Genomic DNA, 16,708 nt, shown 5'->3' with positions numbered 1-16,708 from the left:
CGGTCAGAGGATCGCGCGGATCCGGTGGATCGCGTCGAGGATGTTGTCGGTGGAATTGGCGTAGGAGAGGCGCAGGAATCCCTCGCCATGCTGGCCGAAGGCGGTGCCAGCGATTGTGGCGACGCCCGCCTCGGTCAGGATACGGTCTTGTGCGGCGCGGGATGTAAGGCCGGTGCCGGTGATATTGGGAAAGGCATAAAAGGCCCCGGCGGGATCGGCGCAGCGCACGCCCGGCAGGTCATTCAAGGCCTTGACGATCACCCGGCGGCGTTGGTCGAAGCGCGTCATCATCTCCTGCACCGCGTCCTGCGAGCCGGTGAGCGCTGCGAGCCCGGCATATTGCGCCGACGCGTTGACGCATGAATGATCGTTGATCGCCAGTCGTGTTGCGCCCTCGACCGCCCTATCGGGCCAGACCGCGTAGCCCAGCCGCCAGCCAGTCATCGCATAGGTCTTGGACCAGCCGTCAAGCACGATCAGGCGGTCACGGATTTCGGGATATTGAAGGAGCGAGACATGCTCGCGCCCTTCATAGAGCATCTGGCTGTAGATCTCGTCCGAAAGAACGGCAACGTGTGGATGATCGGCGAGACCGGCCACCAGCGCGTCGATCTCGGCGCGCGGCGTCACGCCGCCGGTCGGATTCGCGGGGCTGTTGATGATGATAAGCTGCGTGCGCGGGGTGATCTTGGCCAGCAACGACTCGGCGGAAAAGGCAAAGCCGGTATCCTCGGACAGGGGCAGCGGCACCGCCGTGGCACCCGAGTAGCGGATCACGCTTTCGTAGATCGGAAAGCCGGGATCGGGATAGAGAATCTCTGTTCCCGGCTGCCCGAACATCATCACGGCGAAGAACATGGTGGGCTTGCCGCCGGGCACGATGACGACGTTGTCCGGATTTACCTCGACCCCATGGCGGCGGTGCAGGTCGGCGGCGACGGCCTCGCGCAGGACCGGGATGCCGTTGGCGGGGGTGTAGCCATGATGCCCGTCGCGCAGTGCCTTGATCCCGGCCTCGACCACGTGGGGCGGCGTCTGGAAATCCGGCTGGCCGATGCCGAGGTTGATGATATCGCGGCCCTCGGCAGCCAAGGCTCCGGCGCGGGCCAAGACGGTAAAGGCCGATTCGGTGCCCAGCCGCGACTGGCGGTCGGCGAAAATCATCTGCGACACTGGGTGTCCTCCCGTTGCGATACCGCCAAGGGCGCGAAAAGGCGCGCGTGCGGAGTCTTTGCTGTCCTAACGCAGGTCGCGACGGGATGTTGTTAAGTTTTGCTAACAAGGTATTGCAATTTTCGTACAATCCATGGCGGTTCCGCGCTGTTAGGGTCCTGCCGAGGGTCAGCAGACCGGGAGGACATCATGACTGCACAACCACGCGCCACTGCGCTTTCCAACATGTCGTTGGAGTTGCGGGCCTGGAACATCCGCCGCAAGTCGCTCCTGATGGGAGAAGTGCAGGGTCAGGGCTATATCGGCCAGGCTCTAGGCATCGCCGACGTGCTGGCGACCTCGTATTTTCACGCGCTTGAATACCGTCCCGAAGACCCCGAATGGGAAGGCCGCGACCGTTTCCTGCTGTCGATTGGCCACTACGCCATTGCGCTCTATGCCGCGTTGATGGAGGCCGGGGTCCTGCCCGAGAACGAGCTGGAGACCTATGGTATGGACGATTCGCGCATGCCGATGTCAGGCATGGCGTCCTACACGCCGGGGATGGAGATTACGGGCGGCTCGCTCGGCCACGGGCTGGGCATCGCCGTGGGCATGGCGCTGGGTCTCAAGCGCAAGAAGAACCCGGCCTTCGTCTATAACCTGATGTCGGATGGCGAACTGGGCGAGGGATCGACCTGGGAAGCGGTGATGTCGGCTACGCAATGGGGGCTCGACAACCTCATCTGCATCGTCGACTTCAACAACCAACAGGCCGATGGGCACACCCGCGACGCGCTGGCCGTGGGCGACGAGGCCCCCAAGTGGGAGGCGTTCGGCTGGCACGCGCAGGAGGTGGACGGCAACGACCTCGATGCGCTGGTCGCGGCGTTCGACACCGCGCGCGAACTCAAGCAGCCCAAGCCGCGCGTCATCATCTGCAACACCACCATGTGCAAGGGCGTCAATTTCCTGGAAGCCCGCGAAAGCAACCACTTCGTTCGGGTCGAGGCCGATGAATGGTCCAAAGCGCTCACCGTTCTGGAAGAAGGAAAGCCGCAATGACGCTCGCCTCCATGGCCCGCAAATACGAGCCCCGCAAGGTCCCGGACACAAAGGTCGCGACCACCGCGATGATCGCGTCGTTGGCAGCCGAAGGCTACGACACCACGCCTGCGCCCTTCGGTCATGCGCTGGTCGATCTGGCCAAGCGCGACGAGCGCATCGTCGGTCTTTCGGCGGATCTGTCGAAATACACCGACCTACACATCTTTGCCAACGCGATGCCCGAGCGGTTCTACCAGATGGGCATGGCCGAGCAGGTGCTCTTTTCCGCTGCTGCCGGTCTGGCGCGCGAGGGGTTCATTCCCTTCGCCACCACCTATGCCGTCTTCGCCTCGCGCCGGGCCTATGACTTTATCGCGATGGCGATTGCCGAGGAAAACCTGCCGGTCAAGATCGCCTGCGCGCTTCCGGGACTGACCACGGGCTATGGCCCGAGCCATCAGGCGACCGAGGACCTGGCGATTTTCCGGGGCCTGCCCAACATGGTGCTGATCGACCCCTGCGATGCCGACGACGTGGCCGGGATGGTGCCCGCGATGGTAGCGCATGACGGGCCGGTCTATGCGCGCCTCTTGCGCGGCAAGGTGCCGTCGGTGCTGACCCGGCACAAGCCGGACTACAAGTTCGAACTGGGAAAGGCGCAGATGATCCGCGAGGGTCGCGACGTGCTGGTTGTATCCACGGGCATCATGACCATGCGCGCGCTGGATGCGGCCGAGAAGCTGGCCGCCGACAATGTCGATGTGGGCGTGCTGCACGTGCCGACGATCAAGCCGCTCGATGTCGACACCATCGTGGCCGAGGCCGCGCGTGGAGGGCGCCTGGTGGTCAGTGCCGAGAACCACACGGTCAATGGCGGTCTGGGCGAAGCCGTGGCGCGCACTCTGCTGACCGCTGGCGTGACGCCGAGCTTCCGCATGATCGGCCTGCCGGATGAGTTTCTGGAGGCCGGTGCGCTGCCGACGCTGCACGACATGTACGGGCTGTCGGTGGAGGCCGTGGCCAACCAGATCAAGGGCTGGCTTTAACCGGTCGCCCCGCCGCGGCGGGCAAAAGACAACACTTCGGAGGAGACAGGGGCTATGGGCCTTTTGGACGGAAAAATTGCGATCATCACCGGCGCGGCGAGCCCGCGCGGCCTGGGCAAGGCCACGGCGCAGCTCTTTGCCGAGCATGGCGCAACGGTTGTGGTGATGGACCTGGACGAGGCGCAGGCCAAGGCCGCGGCGAGCGACGTGCCGGGTAAGGGCCATATCGGTGTTGCCGGAAACGTGGTCGATCCTGAGGCCTGCAAAGCCGTGGCGCAGGCCACGCTGGAAGCCTTCGGGCGGATCGACATCCTTGTGAACAACGCCGGGATCACCCAGCCGCTCAAGCTGATGGAGATCGGCCCGGACAACTACGACGCCGTGACGGACGTGAACCTGCGCGGCACGCTCTACATGAGCCAGGCCGTCATCCCGACCATGCGGGCACAGAAAGCGGGCTCGATCGTCAATATGTCTTCCGTCTCCGCTCAGCGTGGTGGCGGCATCTTTGGCGGCCCGCACTACTCGGCGGCCAAGGCGGGCGTTCTGGGTCTGACCAAGGCGATGGCACGCGAACTGGCGCCCGACAACGTGCGCGCGAACGCGATCTGCCCGGGCTTCATCGCAACCGACATCACCGCTGGCAAGCTGACGCCCGAGATGCGCCAGATGGTGCTCGACGGCATCCCCATGGGCCGCGCCGGCGAGGCGTCGGACGTGGCGGGCTGCGCGCTGTTCCTGGCGTCCGAGCTGTCGGCCTACTGCACCGGTACCGAAGTCGATGTGAATGGGGGATCGCTCATTCACTGATCCACCACTCCCCGTTGAGGAGCGGGGGCACTTTCTGCAGTCTTCGAAAAGGGAGGAATCACCATGAAGACCAAGCTCCTGGCCATTCTGGCCGCAACCACAGCTATCGCCACAACCGCGCAGGCGGAAGAAGTGATCTTCGCCCACGGCGCGAACCCGGGTAATCCGCGTTACGTCGCCGCCGAGAAATGGGCCGAAGTGTTCGCCGAATGCACCGGCGGCAACCATTCGGTCAACGTGGCACCCTCGGCGATGATGGGCAATGACGTTGAGATGCTGACCTCGGCCACGGCTGGCGTCATACAGATCTCGGCCAACAGCCAAGGTGCCATGAGCCAGATCGTGCCGGAAATCGGTCTTCTGGGCCTGCCGTTCCTCTTCGAGGATCTGCCCGCAGCTTGGAAGGTGCTTGATGGCGAAGTGGGCGAAATGCTGGACGCCCGCGCACAGGACTCGGGCCTCAAGATCCTTGGCTTCTGGGACAATGGCATTCGCAACATCACCCATGTTTCCAAGAACGTGTCGGAGCCTTCGGACCTTGCCGGCATGAAAATCCGCACGCCTCCGGACCAGATGACCGTCGACATCTTCGAGGCGCTCGGCGCCGCACCCGCGCCGCTGGCATGGTCGGAACTGCCGACGGCACTTCAGTCGGGCGTGTTTGACGGGCAGGAAAACCCGCTGACAAACATCTACTCGGCCAAGCTGCACGAGATCACCCCCTACGTGACCATGACCGGCCACAAATACGAGTCGACCCCGGTCGTCGCCGGCCTTGCCTGGTGGTCAGGCCTTGATGAAGAGACCCAAACCTGCGCGATCGAGGCCACTGCCGAGGCGGGCGAACTGCAGCGGGAAATGTCGCAAGAGGGCGACCAGACCCTCAAGCCCAAAATGGAAGAGGAAGGCGCGACATTCGCCGACGCGAACCGCGATGCCTACATCGAAGCGACGGCATCTGTCTACGACAAGTACGCTGCCGACTTCCCTGAACTCGTCGCGGCTCTGAAAGAAGCAGCGGGTCAGTAATGAGCACGGGGGGCTCCAAGAAGCCTTCGCACGAAGTCGGGAAAGGGCGTGCACGCCCTTTCCCGCGCGCCGTGCTGGGTGTGGTCTCGGCCTTCGAATGGAGCGGCAAGATCATCGCGGTTGCCACGCTGGCCGTGATGTTCTTCGCGCTCTTCACGAATGTCGTGCTGCGCTATGCTTTCGGATCGGGCATCCCCTGGGCCTATGAAATCCACGCCGTCCTGCTACCGTGGCTGGTAGCGGGCGGCATCGTGATCGCCGCCGCGCAAGGGCGCAATATCGCGATCGCGCTACTGCCCAACATGCTGAACCAGCGGAGTCGACTGGCGCTGCTTTTGCTGGTCAACGTGCTGGTCGTCGTCATTTCGGTCAGTGTCCTGTGGTCCAGCCAACCCATTCTCAAAGCCTCGCAGTTCCAGCGATTGTCCACCTTGGGCATCAAGCAGATCTGGGGCTACTCCAGCCTGGTCTATGCATTCGGCGCGATGAGCGTAATCGGCGTGTTGCACGCCGCTCAGCTGTTGATCGAAGGCGCGCCAAGGCAGGACGACCCGGCCAACAAGAGCCTGAGCTGAGGAGCGCATGTCATGTCCGCAACGATGATCTGGGTCTTCATGATCTGCCTCGCCATCTCGGTGCCTGTGGCGCATGCGATGCTGGGCGGTGTGGCCGCGGCTCTCTGGCTTGATGGCAAGCCGATGGCGGTGATCGCACAGCGGCTCTATACGCCGACGCAGAGCTTTCCGATGCTGGCGATTCCGTTCTTCATCCTTGCGGGCAACCTGATGATGTCGGGCCGGTTCGGTGTCTACCTGGTCAATATCGCGCGGCTTCTTGTCGGGCATTTCAAAGGCGGACTGGGCCAGGTTTCGATCATCGGCTCTGTCATGTTCGGCGGCGTGTCGGGGTCTGCCGTGGCGGATGCCTCGGCGCTGGGTAATGCGCTCATCCCGGTGCAAAAGCAGCAGGGCTTTCCGGGCGGCTTCGCGGCGGCGGTCAACTCGGCTTCCTCGACGGTTTCGGTCCTTATTCCGCCGTCGATCCCGCTTATCCTTTACGGGCTCGTCTCGAACACCTCGATTGTAGATCTCTTCATCGCGGGAATTCTGCCGGGTCTTATGCTTGGCATCGGCATGTTCCTGACCGTGTGGCTGGTGGCAAAACGCAAGGACCTGCCGCGTTCGCCGCTCGAAGGTGGGTTCAAGGCGTTCAAGAGCCAGATCTTCGCCGCGATACCCGCGCTTTTAATGCCGGTATTCGTCATCGGCACGCTGCGCTTCGGCGTGGCCACGCCGACCGAGGTGAGCGTCATGGCTGTGGGCTATGCCTTTGCCGTCAGCGGTCTGGTCTATCGCGACCTGAGCTGGAAGGGCATATGGGATGCGCTGACCAACACAGCGATGATGACCGGCGCTGTGATGATCATAATCATGGCCTCGTCAACCATCCAGTGGGTGCTGACCGCCGAGCGCGTGCCGCAGGACCTTGCTGTTTGGGTGGCAGAGACAATCCGCGAGCCGTGGATGGTAATCCTGGCGCTCAACCTCGTGATGCTTGTCGTCGGAGCTTTTCTCGATCTTCCGGCGGCGGTGCTGCTCCTCGGGCCACTCTTTGTCACCATCGGGCAGGCAATCGGGCTCGACCCAGTGCAGCTGGGGCTGATGATGGTCGTCAACCTCTCGATCGGGCTTTATACGCCGCCCGTGGGCACGACGCTTTTCATATCGTCAGCCATTGCCCGGGTCGGGATCGGCGAGGTGGTAAAGGCGCTGGTGCCCTTCTACCTCGTGGCGTTGGCGGTGCTGATGGCGATCTCCTTTATTCCCGCACTGACCATATATTAAAGCGCACTCAGAGCGCCGTGGGGTGAACCTCGGCCATTTCCGACAGCTCCGCCACCTGGAAGGTGCATCCGAGGCCTTCGAGGATCCGGCGTGTGCGCACCTCATGGGCGCGGGCCTCGTCGGTCAGCCAATGGGCGAAGCGGTTGACGATCCGACGATTGAGATGTCGGGGCGGGCAGACCACCCAGTAGGCCGGAAAGTCGATCACCGGGCAGGACGCCGCGAAGGGCACGAGCTCGCCACGCTCCAGCTCGCCCGCGCAGAGGACGGCGCTATCCAGTGCCACCCCGCCGCCCTGCTTGGCCATCTCGATCGACATGGACGAGCGATCGAAGCGGAAGGGATAGACCACGTCCGGCACTTCGGTGCGCATAGCCGCCAGCCAGAAATCCCAGCGATAAAGCGTTTTGACGCTGTCGATCAGTCGCGCCTCGCGCAAGCGCGTGGGCAATTCGTGACCGGTCCCGCTCAGCCGATCGAGATAGTCGGGGCTGCACATCGGCAGCGCGAGATCGTTCATCACCGGCTCGACGGTCAATCCCGCCCAGCTTCCGATGCCATAGCGCAAGTCAAGGTCCACCGCCTCGGTCTCGAAGGCGGTGAAATCGGGGGTGGCGTCGATCCGGATGTTCCAATCCGTGTTTCGATTGGCGAAATCGGCGATGCGCGGCCCAAGCCAGCGCACCCCGAAACTGGGGCTGACCCGGATCGTGAGGCTGCGCATGTCGCGTTGCCGACCGATGGCGCTGCGTGCGTTACGTAGCGCGCCGAAAGCCTGCGTGGTCGTTTGGAAGAGACGGTCGCCATCAAGGGTCAGGATCAGACGCCGCTTCTCACGTCGGAAAAGCTTCACGCCGAACTGCGCTTCGAGCGCGCCGATCTGCTGGCTCACAGCCGAGGGCGACACGCCGAGCTCCTGCGCCGCCTTGGTGACGGTCCCAAGGCGGGCAACAGCTTCGAAATATTCGGTCGCTTTGAGGTTGATATCGCGCATATGTTCATGCTTACAGCGTGACACCTTCAATTGCTATCGCGACGACGGTGCAGTGAAGTGTGCCCACAGGAAACGAAAAACGTCAAAATCGCATCCCAAACTTATTGGGGCGACAACAAACGGCGCAAAGTTTTACGCTCACAAATCATTTGGAGCGAAGTTCCTTTGTGAATGTCAGCTTTCGGCGGTTAAACTTGTCTATCTGGTATCCACAGCGAACTTCCGATTCCCTGAAGGTTTTTCGATGCGGGCCGGGGCGCAACATTTCCTTTCCGCGAGGCGTGCGGCCCGCGTTGACAAACCTCGGAAGGAGGAAGCCGCGGGGGCTGGTTGTGGTTTATGGGGAAAGAGTGCTGGCGGATGAGGCTGACTTAGCCACGAGTGGGCGGTCGACTGTGTTTGAAGCGCTTGCCGCAGTCATTTTTCGGCACCTGGATCGTGAGCATTCCATAGATCGAGCGCTGACGATGCAATTAAGACCATCAATTTGGATGATGACTGCAAGCGATTTGGACCGATCAGCCGAAGACGGTCGGAGCGTATCGAAGTGAGTGTTAACGCAGTTGATCATGCGGCTTGCTCCCGTGGTGGCGCGCGTGACTGTGGTATCTGACCGTGCCGGAAGATCTCGATGATGCGCATGTCGCCGCCGCAGCAGGGGCATGGCTCGCGCAAAGTAAGAGGGATGATATCGGGATCTGGCTCAGGTTCAGAGGTTTGTTCGGCGAGTTGGACGCCCAGTATGGCTCGGATTTTGGTGATGTTTGTTTTGCGCGCCGCACTGGCCAACAGGCCGTAGTGCCGGATGCGATGGAACCCGTCCGGGAGAACATGCATCAGGAAGCGGCGGATGAACTCGGGCGTTGCCAAACGCATGACCTTTTGACGGTCACCACGTTTGATACGATAGTCCTTCCAGCGGAACGCGACGGTATCGGCATCCGCACTGACCAGTCGATGGTTCGAGATCGCGACCCGGTGGGTGTAACGGCTCAGGTAGGCCAGCACAGCCTCAGGCCCGCCGAACGGAGGTTTGGCATAGACCACCCAGTCGGTTTTGCGGAGCGGGGCAAGCCACTTCGCGAAGGCATCCGCTTGCGCCAGGTAGGCGAGATCGCCAAAGAAGAAAGTGAGTTGGCCAGCGCGGTGCAACTCGAGAATGCCATCCAGGAACAGGCGCGCCAAAACGCGCACATGCAGGAAGAACCCTGGCGTGCAGGCCACCCATCTGGCACCGTCCGGTGACAAGCCACCGCCTGGGACAATCATGTGGATGTGCGGATGGTGCGTCAGTGCAGAGCCCCAGGTGTGAAGAACGCTGGTCATGCCGACCTTCGCCCCAAGGCGCTCGGGATCAGAGGCAATTGTCATCACCGTTTCTGCCGACGCGCGGAACAACAGGCTGTAGACCGCCTTTGGGTTCCAGTACGCGATGCGGGCGATCTCTGCGGGCAACGTGAAGACGACGTGGAAGTACTCGACCGGCAGCAAATCTTCAGCGCGCGCTTCCATCCAGTCCCGCGCGGCGGGGCCCTGGCACTTGGGACAATGCCGGTTCTTGCAGCTGTTATACGCGATGTGATGGTGGCCGCATTTTGCGCAACCTGCCACATGCCCGCCGAGAGCTTCTGTTCGGCAGGCTTCAATCGCCGACATCACCTTGAGTTGGCCGAGACTGATGTGACCTGCATTAGCCCTTCTATATGCGGGACCATAGCTCCGGAAGATATCAGCGATCTCTAACCGCGGGCGCGGCAACCGCCGGGGCCGCTACTCAAGTCCCCGCCTGACGGTATGATCCTGGAGCTTTTCCAGCATCTCGTAGGGGCTGACCGTGCCGCGAATGGTCTTGGTCGCGACATGCGTGTAGCGCGCCGTCGTGCTGAGCTTGGAATGTCCCAAAAGCACCTGGATCACCCGGACATCCGTTCCCGCCTCGAGCAGATGCGTAGCAAAGCTATGCCGTAAGGTATGCAGCGTCGCCGGCTTGTTGATCCCAGCCATGTGCTTGGCGGACGTGAACGCACGGTTCAGTTGGCGCGGCGACAGAGCCATGATCTTTGGCTTGCCCGGAAACAGCCATCCCTCTGGCCGAGCTTCCCGCCAGTAATCGCGGAGCAAGTCAAGTAGGGCGGGAGACAGCATCGCTTTGCGATCCTTGTCATTCTTGCCCTCGTCGACATGGATCAGCATCCGGTCGCTGTCGATATCCGAGACCTTGAGATTGCAGACCTCGGATGCGCGCAAGCCAGCGCCATAGCTGATCCCCAAGGCCGCGCGATACTTCAGCCCCGGCCCCGGAACCGCCGCCAATAGGTCGCCAACCTCCTCGACGCTCAAGACAACCGGCAGCTTCTTCGCCTTGCGCCGGAACTGCATGTACCGCTTCATCTCTTCACGCCCGCAGGTCATGCCGAAGAAGAACCGCAGCGATACGATCCTCGCGTTGAACACCCCAGTCGAGACGCCAGTATCTGTCATATGGAGCTGATACGCGCGAAGCTCGTCCGGCGTCGCGGTGTCCGGTGAGCGCCCGATGAACTCTGCAAAGTACCGGACCGCCCTGATATGGCCTTGCTGGGTCTTCGGTGACATTCCACGAATGCGCATGTCCTCGATCATCCGCTCGCGCAGCGGTGTGGTCTTCTCCTCCTTCATGAGATCCTCCTGTCATCAGATTGAGAAACCTCAATCGTCAGTCAGGTCAGCGAGATCGCAAAATTCGCGCCGTGAGGGGCGGCTCATAGCGCCAGCCAAAAGCGCCATTGCCGCGATAGCGGCTTCGTCCGTCCGCCCTTCCAACACTCAGGTCCAAAGCTTCTCGAACTCTCGCTCTGCTTCGGTCGCTCTTTGGTCCAGTATTCTGGCAACCGTCTTTAAGCGTACAAGTTTGACCGACTTTTGTTTGCCGTCGGGAGTGAAGTAGGGAAGGGGTATATCTCCGGCGTCGATTTTCTCCTTCATAGTCTTCTCCGTGTGCCCCCAAAGGGTTCCTGCCTCTTGAAGAGAAATGAAAGGCAGGAAATTGAAGTGTTTCAGGAGCAATTCCAAGGTATCCATCTGAGCCTCCGTTTTCAGGGTGCTCAGGAAGTGGGTTCATTCTGTCCAGCCGAGGAAGCAGAAGTTTCCGGCATCATCGGAATACTATGTTTGCACTCCCTCTGGTTGCCCAATGGCTCCATTGCCATCCAGCGAATTTGTCGCCTTCTTTTTCGACATGTTCGTAGCGATAGAGGCATCCACCGTTCTTGTGTCCTGAATGCTTGGCGACGAAGGCTGCGGGCATTCCCATTTCGAAGAGCCTGGTGATGCCTTCATGCCGAAGGTCGTGGAACCGGAGATCTCGGATATTGAGCCGGACGCGATGACGACGCCATGCTGCTCCGACGGACCGCGCGTTAAACGGGAATATGAAGTCTCCTTCGCGGGGCATCGACAGGATGACGGCAAGCGCTTCGTCGGTCAGATTGCACCATACATCATTGCCTTTCTTCTTCCTCGGATGCTTCATGTCTCGGACAAGGATTTTCTTCTGCTCGATACGCAGGTCTTCCCACCGGAGGCGGCATATTTCTCCGAGACGCCGGCAACTGAAGATCGCGAAGACGATAATTTTTGCGAGAGGGATTTTCTGTCGCTTGTTCCCGCACGCAGCCCCAAGAATTTTATCTAACTCGTCCATGGTGGGCCGACGATTCCGCTCCTCTGAGCGAGCGAGTATCTCGTCTTCCCACATATGTTCCATCGCCTCTTTTAGGGCGGCAACAGGAACGATGAAATTGCGCCTGGACGCCCAGTAGAGCGTGTTCACGAGAATTGAAAGGTACCCGGCTACCGTTTGAGGTTGCCGATCTTCTGCCAGCATGTCGTCTGCGAGGTCGGTTAGGCTTTCCAACGACAGCTCGGTCAACTTCTTCTTTCCGAAGTCGCTTTTCTTCAGCCAGTTGAGTTGCTGCCTCGCAGAAGAGCCCAAATGCTTGTGCTTTGCGAGGCGAGCCGTGATCGCGTGGGCTACCGTATCGCCTTTTTTCGAAACCGCTTGAACGCCATTGAGCTCGATTTCGGCGAGCTTCCGTTTCTTCCATTTCCTCGCCATGGCAAGCTTGGAGAAGGTCTTGGTGAAGCTGACGCTTTCTCCCTGAACGGTCTTGCGAATCTGGACGCGATAGGAGCATCCGCCATCCTCGCCAGGAATTTTTTGAATGTTTGGTTCGACACTGCGATATTTAGAGTGGTTGATGCGGCGACCATCTGATCGCGCCTTCGAGCCTCTCCTCGCCGGGACCTTTGTCGGTGCGCTGTCATCACGCACTTTTTCATTAAGAGGAGCTGGGAGCGGTGCGGCCACTTGCTTGCCTGGAAACTGGATGATGTTTGCGGTCATGGTTGGACTTCCTTGGTCGATTGCAGACAGAAGGTTGATCCGAGGTCAAAACCTCGGAAATCGGGACACCTGACGGCACTGGAGGGCCTCTCGCCCGCTTGGACGGATGGCATTGTGAGTTGCTACGCCGTAGCAACACGGCTCGCGAAACCTGGCAGAATAGGGCATAACCCGGCGGAATGGAGTGATTTCGAAGCTGAGAGGCTGATGGGTTAAAGATGATTAGTGAAGCAAAATCAGATGCTTGCGTCTCTTCGCGGCTAAGCGTGGCACCCATGATGGATTGGACCGACCGTCATTGCCGGTTCCTGCATCGGCAATTGTCGCGGAACGCCTTGCTCTATACCGAGATGGTGACCGCGCCGGCATTGGTGCGCGGTGGGGCGTTGCATCTTTTGGACCATGCGCCCGAGGAACATCCCGTGGCTTTGCAATTGGGCGGATCGGCGCCTGGCGAATTGGCCGAGGCGGCGCGGTTGGGGGCCGAGGCGGGATATGATGAGATTAATCTGAACGTGGGCTGTCCCAGCGACCGGGTGCAGTCGGGGACTTTCGGTGCGGTGCTGATGAAGCAGCCTGACCTGGTGGCCGAGTGCTGCGCCGCGATGATCGGCGCGGTGGACACGGAGGTCACGGTAAAATGCCGGATCGGCGTGGACGATCAGGTGAGCGAAACCGTGCTTCCCGGTTTTCTGGAACGGGTCAGAGCGGCGGGTGTGCGGCGGTTCACCATTCATGCGCGCAAGGCGTGGTTACAAGGGCTTAGCCCTAAGGAAAACAGGGATATTCCGCCCTTGGACTACGCGCTGGTGGCGCGAATGAAAGAGCAATTTCCAGACTTGCATATCTCGCTGAACGGCGGGGTCGAGACGCTGGATGCGGCGGTGGCCCACTTGGAGGCCGGGTTCGATGGCGTGATGCTGGGACGAGCGGCGTATCACCGGCCGGTCGATATCCTGGGCGCGGCGGACCGGCGTGTGTTCGGCGAGCCCGGGCCAGACCGGACGGGAGAAGACGCGGTGAAGGCCATGCTTCCCTACGTCGAAAACCATTTGATTTCAGGGGGTAAGCTGCATCAGGTGACGCGGCATATGCTGGGGCTTTTCGCGGGTCAGCCGGGGGCGCGGGCATGGCGTCGGATGCTGTCGGAAAACGCCACCAAACCGGGGGCCGGAACGGCGTTGGTGGAGGAGGCACTGTCGCAGGTGACGGGGATTGCGGCGTGAAGGATTTCCTTGGGAAAGGATGGGCGCGGTTCGCGTTTGATCCGTCCGTGGCAGCCTGGGCTGAGGCGGCGTTTTGCGTTGCGAAAGAAAGGGTTAAGGCACCCGGAGAGCAGCGCTGGATGTACTGTGAAGGGACGTGGTTTGTGGGTGTCGATACGCTACCGAACGCGCCCGATGGGACAGTGGGCGAGGCCGGCCCGCTGACAGGGCAAGCATGGGAGGCTGTATCGGAGCTATATGGCCGCCTGCCGCTACACCGGGGACAGGTATCGGTGATGTATCCCGGATACCCCAGACCCAAGGACGGCGAGGGGGAAGCGGCCTTTGGCTACAGGCTGCGGCGGGATGCGGCGCATGTGGATGGGTTGCTGTTGGAAGGGCCGGACAGGCGGCGGTTTCTGAAGGAGCGGCACGCCTATATCCTGGGGCTTCCGTTGACGGAGTGCGGTCCCGGGGCCAGTCCGCTAAGTGTCTGGGAAGGCAGTCATAAAATTATGCGCACGGCGTTTGCCGAGGCATTGCAAGGCGTCCCGCCGGAGGCGTGGGACAGGGTCGACCTGACGGATATCTACAAGGCGGCGCGTCGCGAGGTTTTCGACACCTGCGAGAGGGTTCTGCTGCCGGCGAAACCGGGAGAGGCCTATGCGGTGCACCGGCTGGCGGTGCATGGCGTGGCGCCGTGGGAGGATGGCGCGGAGGCCCCGGACGAGGGGCGGATGATCGTCTATTTCCGGCCGGAGTGGCCGACCTTGGGGGATCAGTGGCTGACCGCGCCCTGAGAACTGGGCGACTCGAAGGTTAACACAGGGAAAACTGCGAAAAGCATGTCGGTATGGCGTCGGTATGTCAGTGGTATCGCGGCGGTGGCATGGGCCGAAGGGTGAAATGAACAGAGCGTTCGGTGCGTTTGCCGGGGCGCAATCGTTGCTGCGGTATCCTTACCGGTTGCTTTGGGTGTGACGCCGGAGCGCGGCGCGGAATTTTGCAAAACTCCGGGCCGAAAAATTGCAATTCTTCGGTGCGCTGAGGGAGACCGTCTGTGTGGGCGGTTTCAGCCGCGCTTCAGCCGGGCCGCGCGTCCCCCGCGGCGCTTGGTCAGGGTGGCGGCGCGGTCGGGCAGGTCGGACATCACCTCGCGGCGTTCGTCGGGCGTCATCTTGGACCAGCGGCCGATCTCGTCGATGGTGCGATAGCAGCCCGTGCAGATCCGCGCCTCGGGGTGGACGACGCAGATGCGCACGCAGGGGCTTTCGATCTCGTTGCGGGTCCAGACGGGGTTGTCGTTCATGTCTCGGCTTTCAGGTGGCGGATTCGGTCCAGCGCTCCTTGCAGGATATACGCGGCGGCCACGGCGTCGATCACCTCTGCGCGACGCTTTCGGGTCAAATCGGCCTCGATCAGTGCTCTTTCTGCCGCAACGGTGGAGAGGCGCTCGTCCCAGAAGCCGATGGGCAGATCGGTGCGCGCGGCGAGGTTGCGGGCGAAGGCGCGGGTCGATTGGCAGCGCGGGCCCTCGGAGCCGTCCATGTTGCGGGGCAGGCCGAGGATCAGACCGGCGGCATTGCGGTCTGCGGCGATGGCCAGCAGGCGGTCGGCATCGGCGGTGAACTTGGTGCGCTTGATTGTCTCGACCGGGTTGGCGGACGACAGAAGCGCGTCGGAGGAGGCGACGCCGATGGTCTTGGTGCCGAGATCGAGGCCCAAAAGCGCGCGAAAGCCGGGCAGGGCGGCAGCGAAGGCGGCGAAATCCTCGACGATCATTCCGAGAAGCCGGCCTGCTTGGCGGCGTTGGTGATGGTGTCGATCACCGTGGGGTCGTCGAACCGGTCCTGCGCGCGGGCGATGAGGTCGCGCACCGCGTCGAAGTCGCCCAGCACGGCGTAGGCGTTCGAGAGGCGCACCCATTCGTCCGGCGTGCCGCCGGTTTCGTCGATGCGGGTTGCGAGGCGGTCGACCATGCCGCGGATCATGGCGGCGCGGTCCTCGGCGCTCATGTCGCCGGCGGCGTCGATGTCGCCCTGCGACGGGCCGGGGGCGGCGCCTTCGGCGGGCGGCTCGTAGCGGTTGATGCCGGCACGCCAGGCCAGTTCCTCGATCCGGGGGCGGATGAGGGCGGTCCAGGGCGCATCCGGCGTGCTTTCGCGCAGGAGGCCGTCCCAGGTGCGGAAGGCGATGTCGGGGCGGTCGACCTGGATCATGTAGAGGCCCATGTAATAGCGCGCGCGCGGCTCTTTCGGGTTGCGGGCGAGCGCGGCGCGGATGGCTTCGGCGGCCTCGGCCGAGACGTAGCCGCCGGCGGCGGAGACCATCATGTCCGAGAGTTCCGCGTAGTCGGCGGCGGTGGCGGCGTCGCCTTTGAGTTCGATCACGCGCGCCTTGGCCTCGGCGGCGGCGGCGAGGTTGCCGAGCGCCGCCTCGTTCCGGGCCAGAAGGATGTAGCCCTGGATTTCGTCGGGCCGGTTTTCGACGGCCTCGCGCAGGCGGTCCATCAGTTCGAGATATTGCGGATCGACCTCGCCCATGTCGGGGGTGACGGGCTGGGAGGCTTTGAAGCGTGCTTCGGCCTCGGTCTGGGAGAGGCGGTTGGCGCGGGCCTCTTCCGAGGCGGCCAGCCGCGCGGTGCGGGGGACGTCGTTGTATCCGGGTGTGCCCATCTGCGCATAGAGTAGTACGGCACCGGCGACGAGCGCGGCGAGGGCGAGGGTGGCGAAGGCCTTGCCCGGAAGTGCAGGCTGGGCGCCGGCCTGCCCGGTGGCCTGAAGCTGGGCGTCGGCGGCGAGGATGCGGCGGGAGACTTCCGAGCGGGTCCGCTCGGCATCCTCGGGGGTGATGACACCGCGGGCGAGGTCGCGGTCGACCTCTTTCAACTGGTCGCGATAGACCTGCAGGTCATAGGCGGCGGGCGGCGCGTCGCCGACGCGGCCACGGAGCAGCACCAGCCCGAGGATGGCGGCGCAGGCGAGGCCCAAGGCGATGGCGAGCACCCAGAATGTCATGTGATCTCCCTGTCTTCGTGGGGTGATTTAACGATTGGGCGGGCAAACCGAAAGAGGCAAGTGGTCGGCCTTGGTGTCGCAGGGGCGGATGGGTGGCGGCATGTCGCAAATCAGGCCATTCGTGCCGCATGAGGTGTCGGTGTTAACGCCACATTGTTACATATGGGGGGCAATGACACG

The 16,708-nt window shown here is 62.3% G+C and carries 17 protein-coding genes; 8 read left to right on the top strand and 9 right to left on the bottom strand.

Annotated features, from left to right (window positions below; all coding sequences use genetic code 11):
- Positions 1–3 precede the first annotated feature (3 nt).
- Positions 4–1,164 (bottom strand): pyridoxal phosphate-dependent aminotransferase, encoded by a 1,161-nt coding sequence (locus FIU86_RS11990; RefSeq protein ID WP_152477120.1) that lies wholly within the window; start codon positions 1,162–1,164, stop codon positions 4–6.
- A gap of 198 nt (positions 1,165–1,362) precedes the next feature.
- Here FIU86_RS11990 and FIU86_RS11985 point away from each other — a divergent pair, with 198 nt between their 5' ends.
- From FIU86_RS11985 to FIU86_RS11960, 6 genes are all read left to right on the top strand, one after another.
- On the top strand, positions 1,363–2,217 hold the full coding sequence (locus FIU86_RS11985; RefSeq protein WP_152475296.1) for a transketolase: 855 nt from the start codon (positions 1,363–1,365) through the stop codon (positions 2,215–2,217).
- The gene (locus FIU86_RS11980) at positions 2,214–3,245 is read left to right on the top strand and encodes a transketolase family protein (protein ID WP_152475295.1); all 1,032 of its coding nucleotides are present in this window, start codon (positions 2,214–2,216) and stop codon (positions 3,243–3,245) included. The genes FIU86_RS11985 and FIU86_RS11980 overlap by 4 nt, the downstream gene beginning before the upstream one ends.
- Positions 3,246–3,299: 54 nt before the next feature.
- Positions 3,300–4,055 (top strand): SDR family NAD(P)-dependent oxidoreductase, encoded by a 756-nt coding sequence (locus tag FIU86_RS11975; RefSeq protein WP_152475294.1) that lies wholly within the window; start codon positions 3,300–3,302, stop codon positions 4,053–4,055.
- Positions 4,056–4,118: 63 nt separating this feature from the next.
- A complete protein-coding gene (locus FIU86_RS11970) occupies positions 4,119–5,084 on the top strand; it encodes a TRAP transporter substrate-binding protein (RefSeq protein ID WP_152475293.1) in 966 nt (321 codons plus the stop codon).
- Positions 5,084–5,659, top strand: coding sequence for a TRAP transporter small permease (locus FIU86_RS11965; protein ID WP_152475292.1), 576 nt, complete (start codon positions 5,084–5,086; stop codon positions 5,657–5,659). Before FIU86_RS11970 ends, FIU86_RS11965 begins: the two co-directional genes overlap by 1 nt.
- A 12-nt stretch (positions 5,660–5,671) precedes the next feature.
- The gene (locus FIU86_RS11960) at positions 5,672–6,928 is read left to right on the top strand and encodes a TRAP transporter large permease (protein WP_152475291.1); all 1,257 of its coding nucleotides are present in this window, start codon (positions 5,672–5,674) and stop codon (positions 6,926–6,928) included.
- 7 nt (positions 6,929–6,935) lie between these two features.
- Here the strand turns inward: FIU86_RS11960 and FIU86_RS11955 are convergent, their stop codons facing one another.
- From FIU86_RS11955 to FIU86_RS11935, 5 genes are all read right to left on the bottom strand, one after another.
- Positions 6,936–7,922, bottom strand: coding sequence for a LysR substrate-binding domain-containing protein (locus FIU86_RS11955; protein ID WP_152475290.1), 987 nt, complete (start codon positions 7,920–7,922; stop codon positions 6,936–6,938).
- A 567-nt stretch (positions 7,923–8,489) separates the two neighbouring features.
- On the bottom strand, positions 8,490–9,680 hold the full coding sequence (locus tag FIU86_RS11950) for an IS91 family transposase (protein ID WP_152475289.1): 1,191 nt from the start codon (positions 9,678–9,680) through the stop codon (positions 8,490–8,492).
- A 12-nt stretch (positions 9,681–9,692) separates the two neighbouring features.
- On the bottom strand, positions 9,693–10,580 hold the full coding sequence (locus FIU86_RS11945; RefSeq protein WP_152475288.1) for a site-specific integrase: 888 nt from the start codon (positions 10,578–10,580) through the stop codon (positions 9,693–9,695).
- A gap of 147 nt (positions 10,581–10,727) precedes the next feature.
- Positions 10,728–10,982 (bottom strand): pyocin activator PrtN family protein, encoded by a 255-nt coding sequence (locus tag FIU86_RS11940; RefSeq protein ID WP_152475287.1) that lies wholly within the window; start codon positions 10,980–10,982, stop codon positions 10,728–10,730.
- Between the two features lie 73 nt (positions 10,983–11,055).
- Positions 11,056–12,306 carry a site-specific integrase gene (locus FIU86_RS11935; protein WP_254703819.1) on the bottom strand — a complete coding sequence of 417 codons (1,251 nt, stop codon included), beginning with the start codon at positions 12,304–12,306 and terminating at the stop codon, positions 11,056–11,058.
- 218 nt (positions 12,307–12,524) lie between these two features.
- On the opposite strand from FIU86_RS11935, the gene dusA reads away from it, so the two are divergent.
- Entirely contained in the window at positions 12,525–13,532 is a 1,008-nt protein-coding gene (gene dusA / locus FIU86_RS11930; RefSeq protein ID WP_152475286.1) for a tRNA dihydrouridine(20/20a) synthase DusA, read from the top strand.
- 143 nt (positions 13,533–13,675) lie between these two features.
- The gene (locus tag FIU86_RS11925; RefSeq protein WP_368373128.1) at positions 13,676–14,311 is read left to right on the top strand and encodes a hypothetical protein; all 636 of its coding nucleotides are present in this window, start codon (positions 13,676–13,678) and stop codon (positions 14,309–14,311) included.
- A 272-nt stretch (positions 14,312–14,583) separates the two neighbouring features.
- Here the strand turns inward: FIU86_RS11925 and FIU86_RS11920 are convergent, their stop codons facing one another.
- From FIU86_RS11920 to ccmI, 3 genes are read right to left on the bottom strand one after another with little or no spacing between them, the layout of a single operon-like run.
- Complete coding sequence (locus tag FIU86_RS11920; RefSeq protein ID WP_152475284.1) at positions 14,584–14,820, bottom strand: DUF1289 domain-containing protein; 237 nt, start codon at positions 14,818–14,820, stop codon at positions 14,584–14,586.
- Positions 14,817–15,293 (bottom strand): Holliday junction resolvase RuvX, encoded by a 477-nt coding sequence (gene ruvX, locus FIU86_RS11915; RefSeq protein ID WP_152475283.1) that lies wholly within the window; start codon positions 15,291–15,293, stop codon positions 14,817–14,819. Before ruvX ends, FIU86_RS11920 begins: the two co-directional genes overlap by 4 nt.
- Positions 15,290–16,528: a c-type cytochrome biogenesis protein CcmI gene (gene ccmI, locus FIU86_RS11910; RefSeq protein WP_152475282.1), complete on the bottom strand. Its 1,239-nt coding sequence runs from the start codon at positions 16,526–16,528 to the stop codon at positions 15,290–15,292. Before ccmI ends, ruvX begins: the two co-directional genes overlap by 4 nt.
- Between the last annotated feature and the right edge of the window lie 180 nt (positions 16,529–16,708).

Origin of the sequence: Roseovarius sp. THAF9 (assembly GCF_009363715.1) — a bacterium.
Lineage (GTDB): Bacteria > Pseudomonadota > Alphaproteobacteria > Rhodobacterales > Rhodobacteraceae > Roseovarius.
This window is presented reverse-complemented; position numbering and strand designations above follow the sequence as displayed.

Excerpts from the sequence above, each read along its gene's own strand:
- FIU86_RS11990 (WP_152477120.1), bottom strand. The coding sequence starts at position 1,164 with ATGATTTTCGCCGACCGCCAGTCGCGGCTGGGCACCGAATCGGCCTTT.
- dusA (WP_152475286.1), top strand. The coding sequence starts at position 12,525 with ATGATTAGTGAAGCAAAATCAGATGCTTGCGTCTCTTCGCGGCTAAGC.
- FIU86_RS11935 (WP_254703819.1), bottom strand. The coding sequence starts at position 12,306 with ATGACCGCAAACATCATCCAGTTTCCAGGCAAGCAAGTGGCCGCACCG.
- FIU86_RS11980 (WP_152475295.1), top strand. The coding sequence starts at position 2,214 with ATGACGCTCGCCTCCATGGCCCGCAAATACGAGCCCCGCAAGGTCCCG.
- FIU86_RS11955 (WP_152475290.1), bottom strand. The coding sequence starts at position 7,922 with ATGCGCGATATCAACCTCAAAGCGACCGAATATTTCGAAGCTGTTGCC.
- ruvX (WP_152475283.1), bottom strand. The coding sequence starts at position 15,293 with ATGATCGTCGAGGATTTCGCCGCCTTCGCTGCCGCCCTGCCCGGCTTT.
- FIU86_RS11920 (WP_152475284.1), bottom strand. The coding sequence starts at position 14,820 with ATGAACGACAACCCCGTCTGGACCCGCAACGAGATCGAAAGCCCCTGC.
- ccmI (WP_152475282.1), bottom strand. The coding sequence starts at position 16,528 with ATGACATTCTGGGTGCTCGCCATCGCCTTGGGCCTCGCCTGCGCCGCC.
- FIU86_RS11975 (WP_152475294.1), top strand. The coding sequence starts at position 3,300 with ATGGGCCTTTTGGACGGAAAAATTGCGATCATCACCGGCGCGGCGAGC.
- FIU86_RS11940 (WP_152475287.1), bottom strand. The coding sequence starts at position 10,982 with ATGGATACCTTGGAATTGCTCCTGAAACACTTCAATTTCCTGCCTTTC.
- FIU86_RS11945 (WP_152475288.1), bottom strand. The coding sequence starts at position 10,580 with ATGAAGGAGGAGAAGACCACACCGCTGCGCGAGCGGATGATCGAGGAC.
- FIU86_RS11970 (WP_152475293.1), top strand. The coding sequence starts at position 4,119 with ATGAAGACCAAGCTCCTGGCCATTCTGGCCGCAACCACAGCTATCGCC.
- FIU86_RS11960 (WP_152475291.1), top strand. The coding sequence starts at position 5,672 with ATGTCCGCAACGATGATCTGGGTCTTCATGATCTGCCTCGCCATCTCG.
- FIU86_RS11985 (WP_152475296.1), top strand. The coding sequence starts at position 1,363 with ATGACTGCACAACCACGCGCCACTGCGCTTTCCAACATGTCGTTGGAG.
- FIU86_RS11965 (WP_152475292.1), top strand. The coding sequence starts at position 5,084 with ATGAGCACGGGGGGCTCCAAGAAGCCTTCGCACGAAGTCGGGAAAGGG.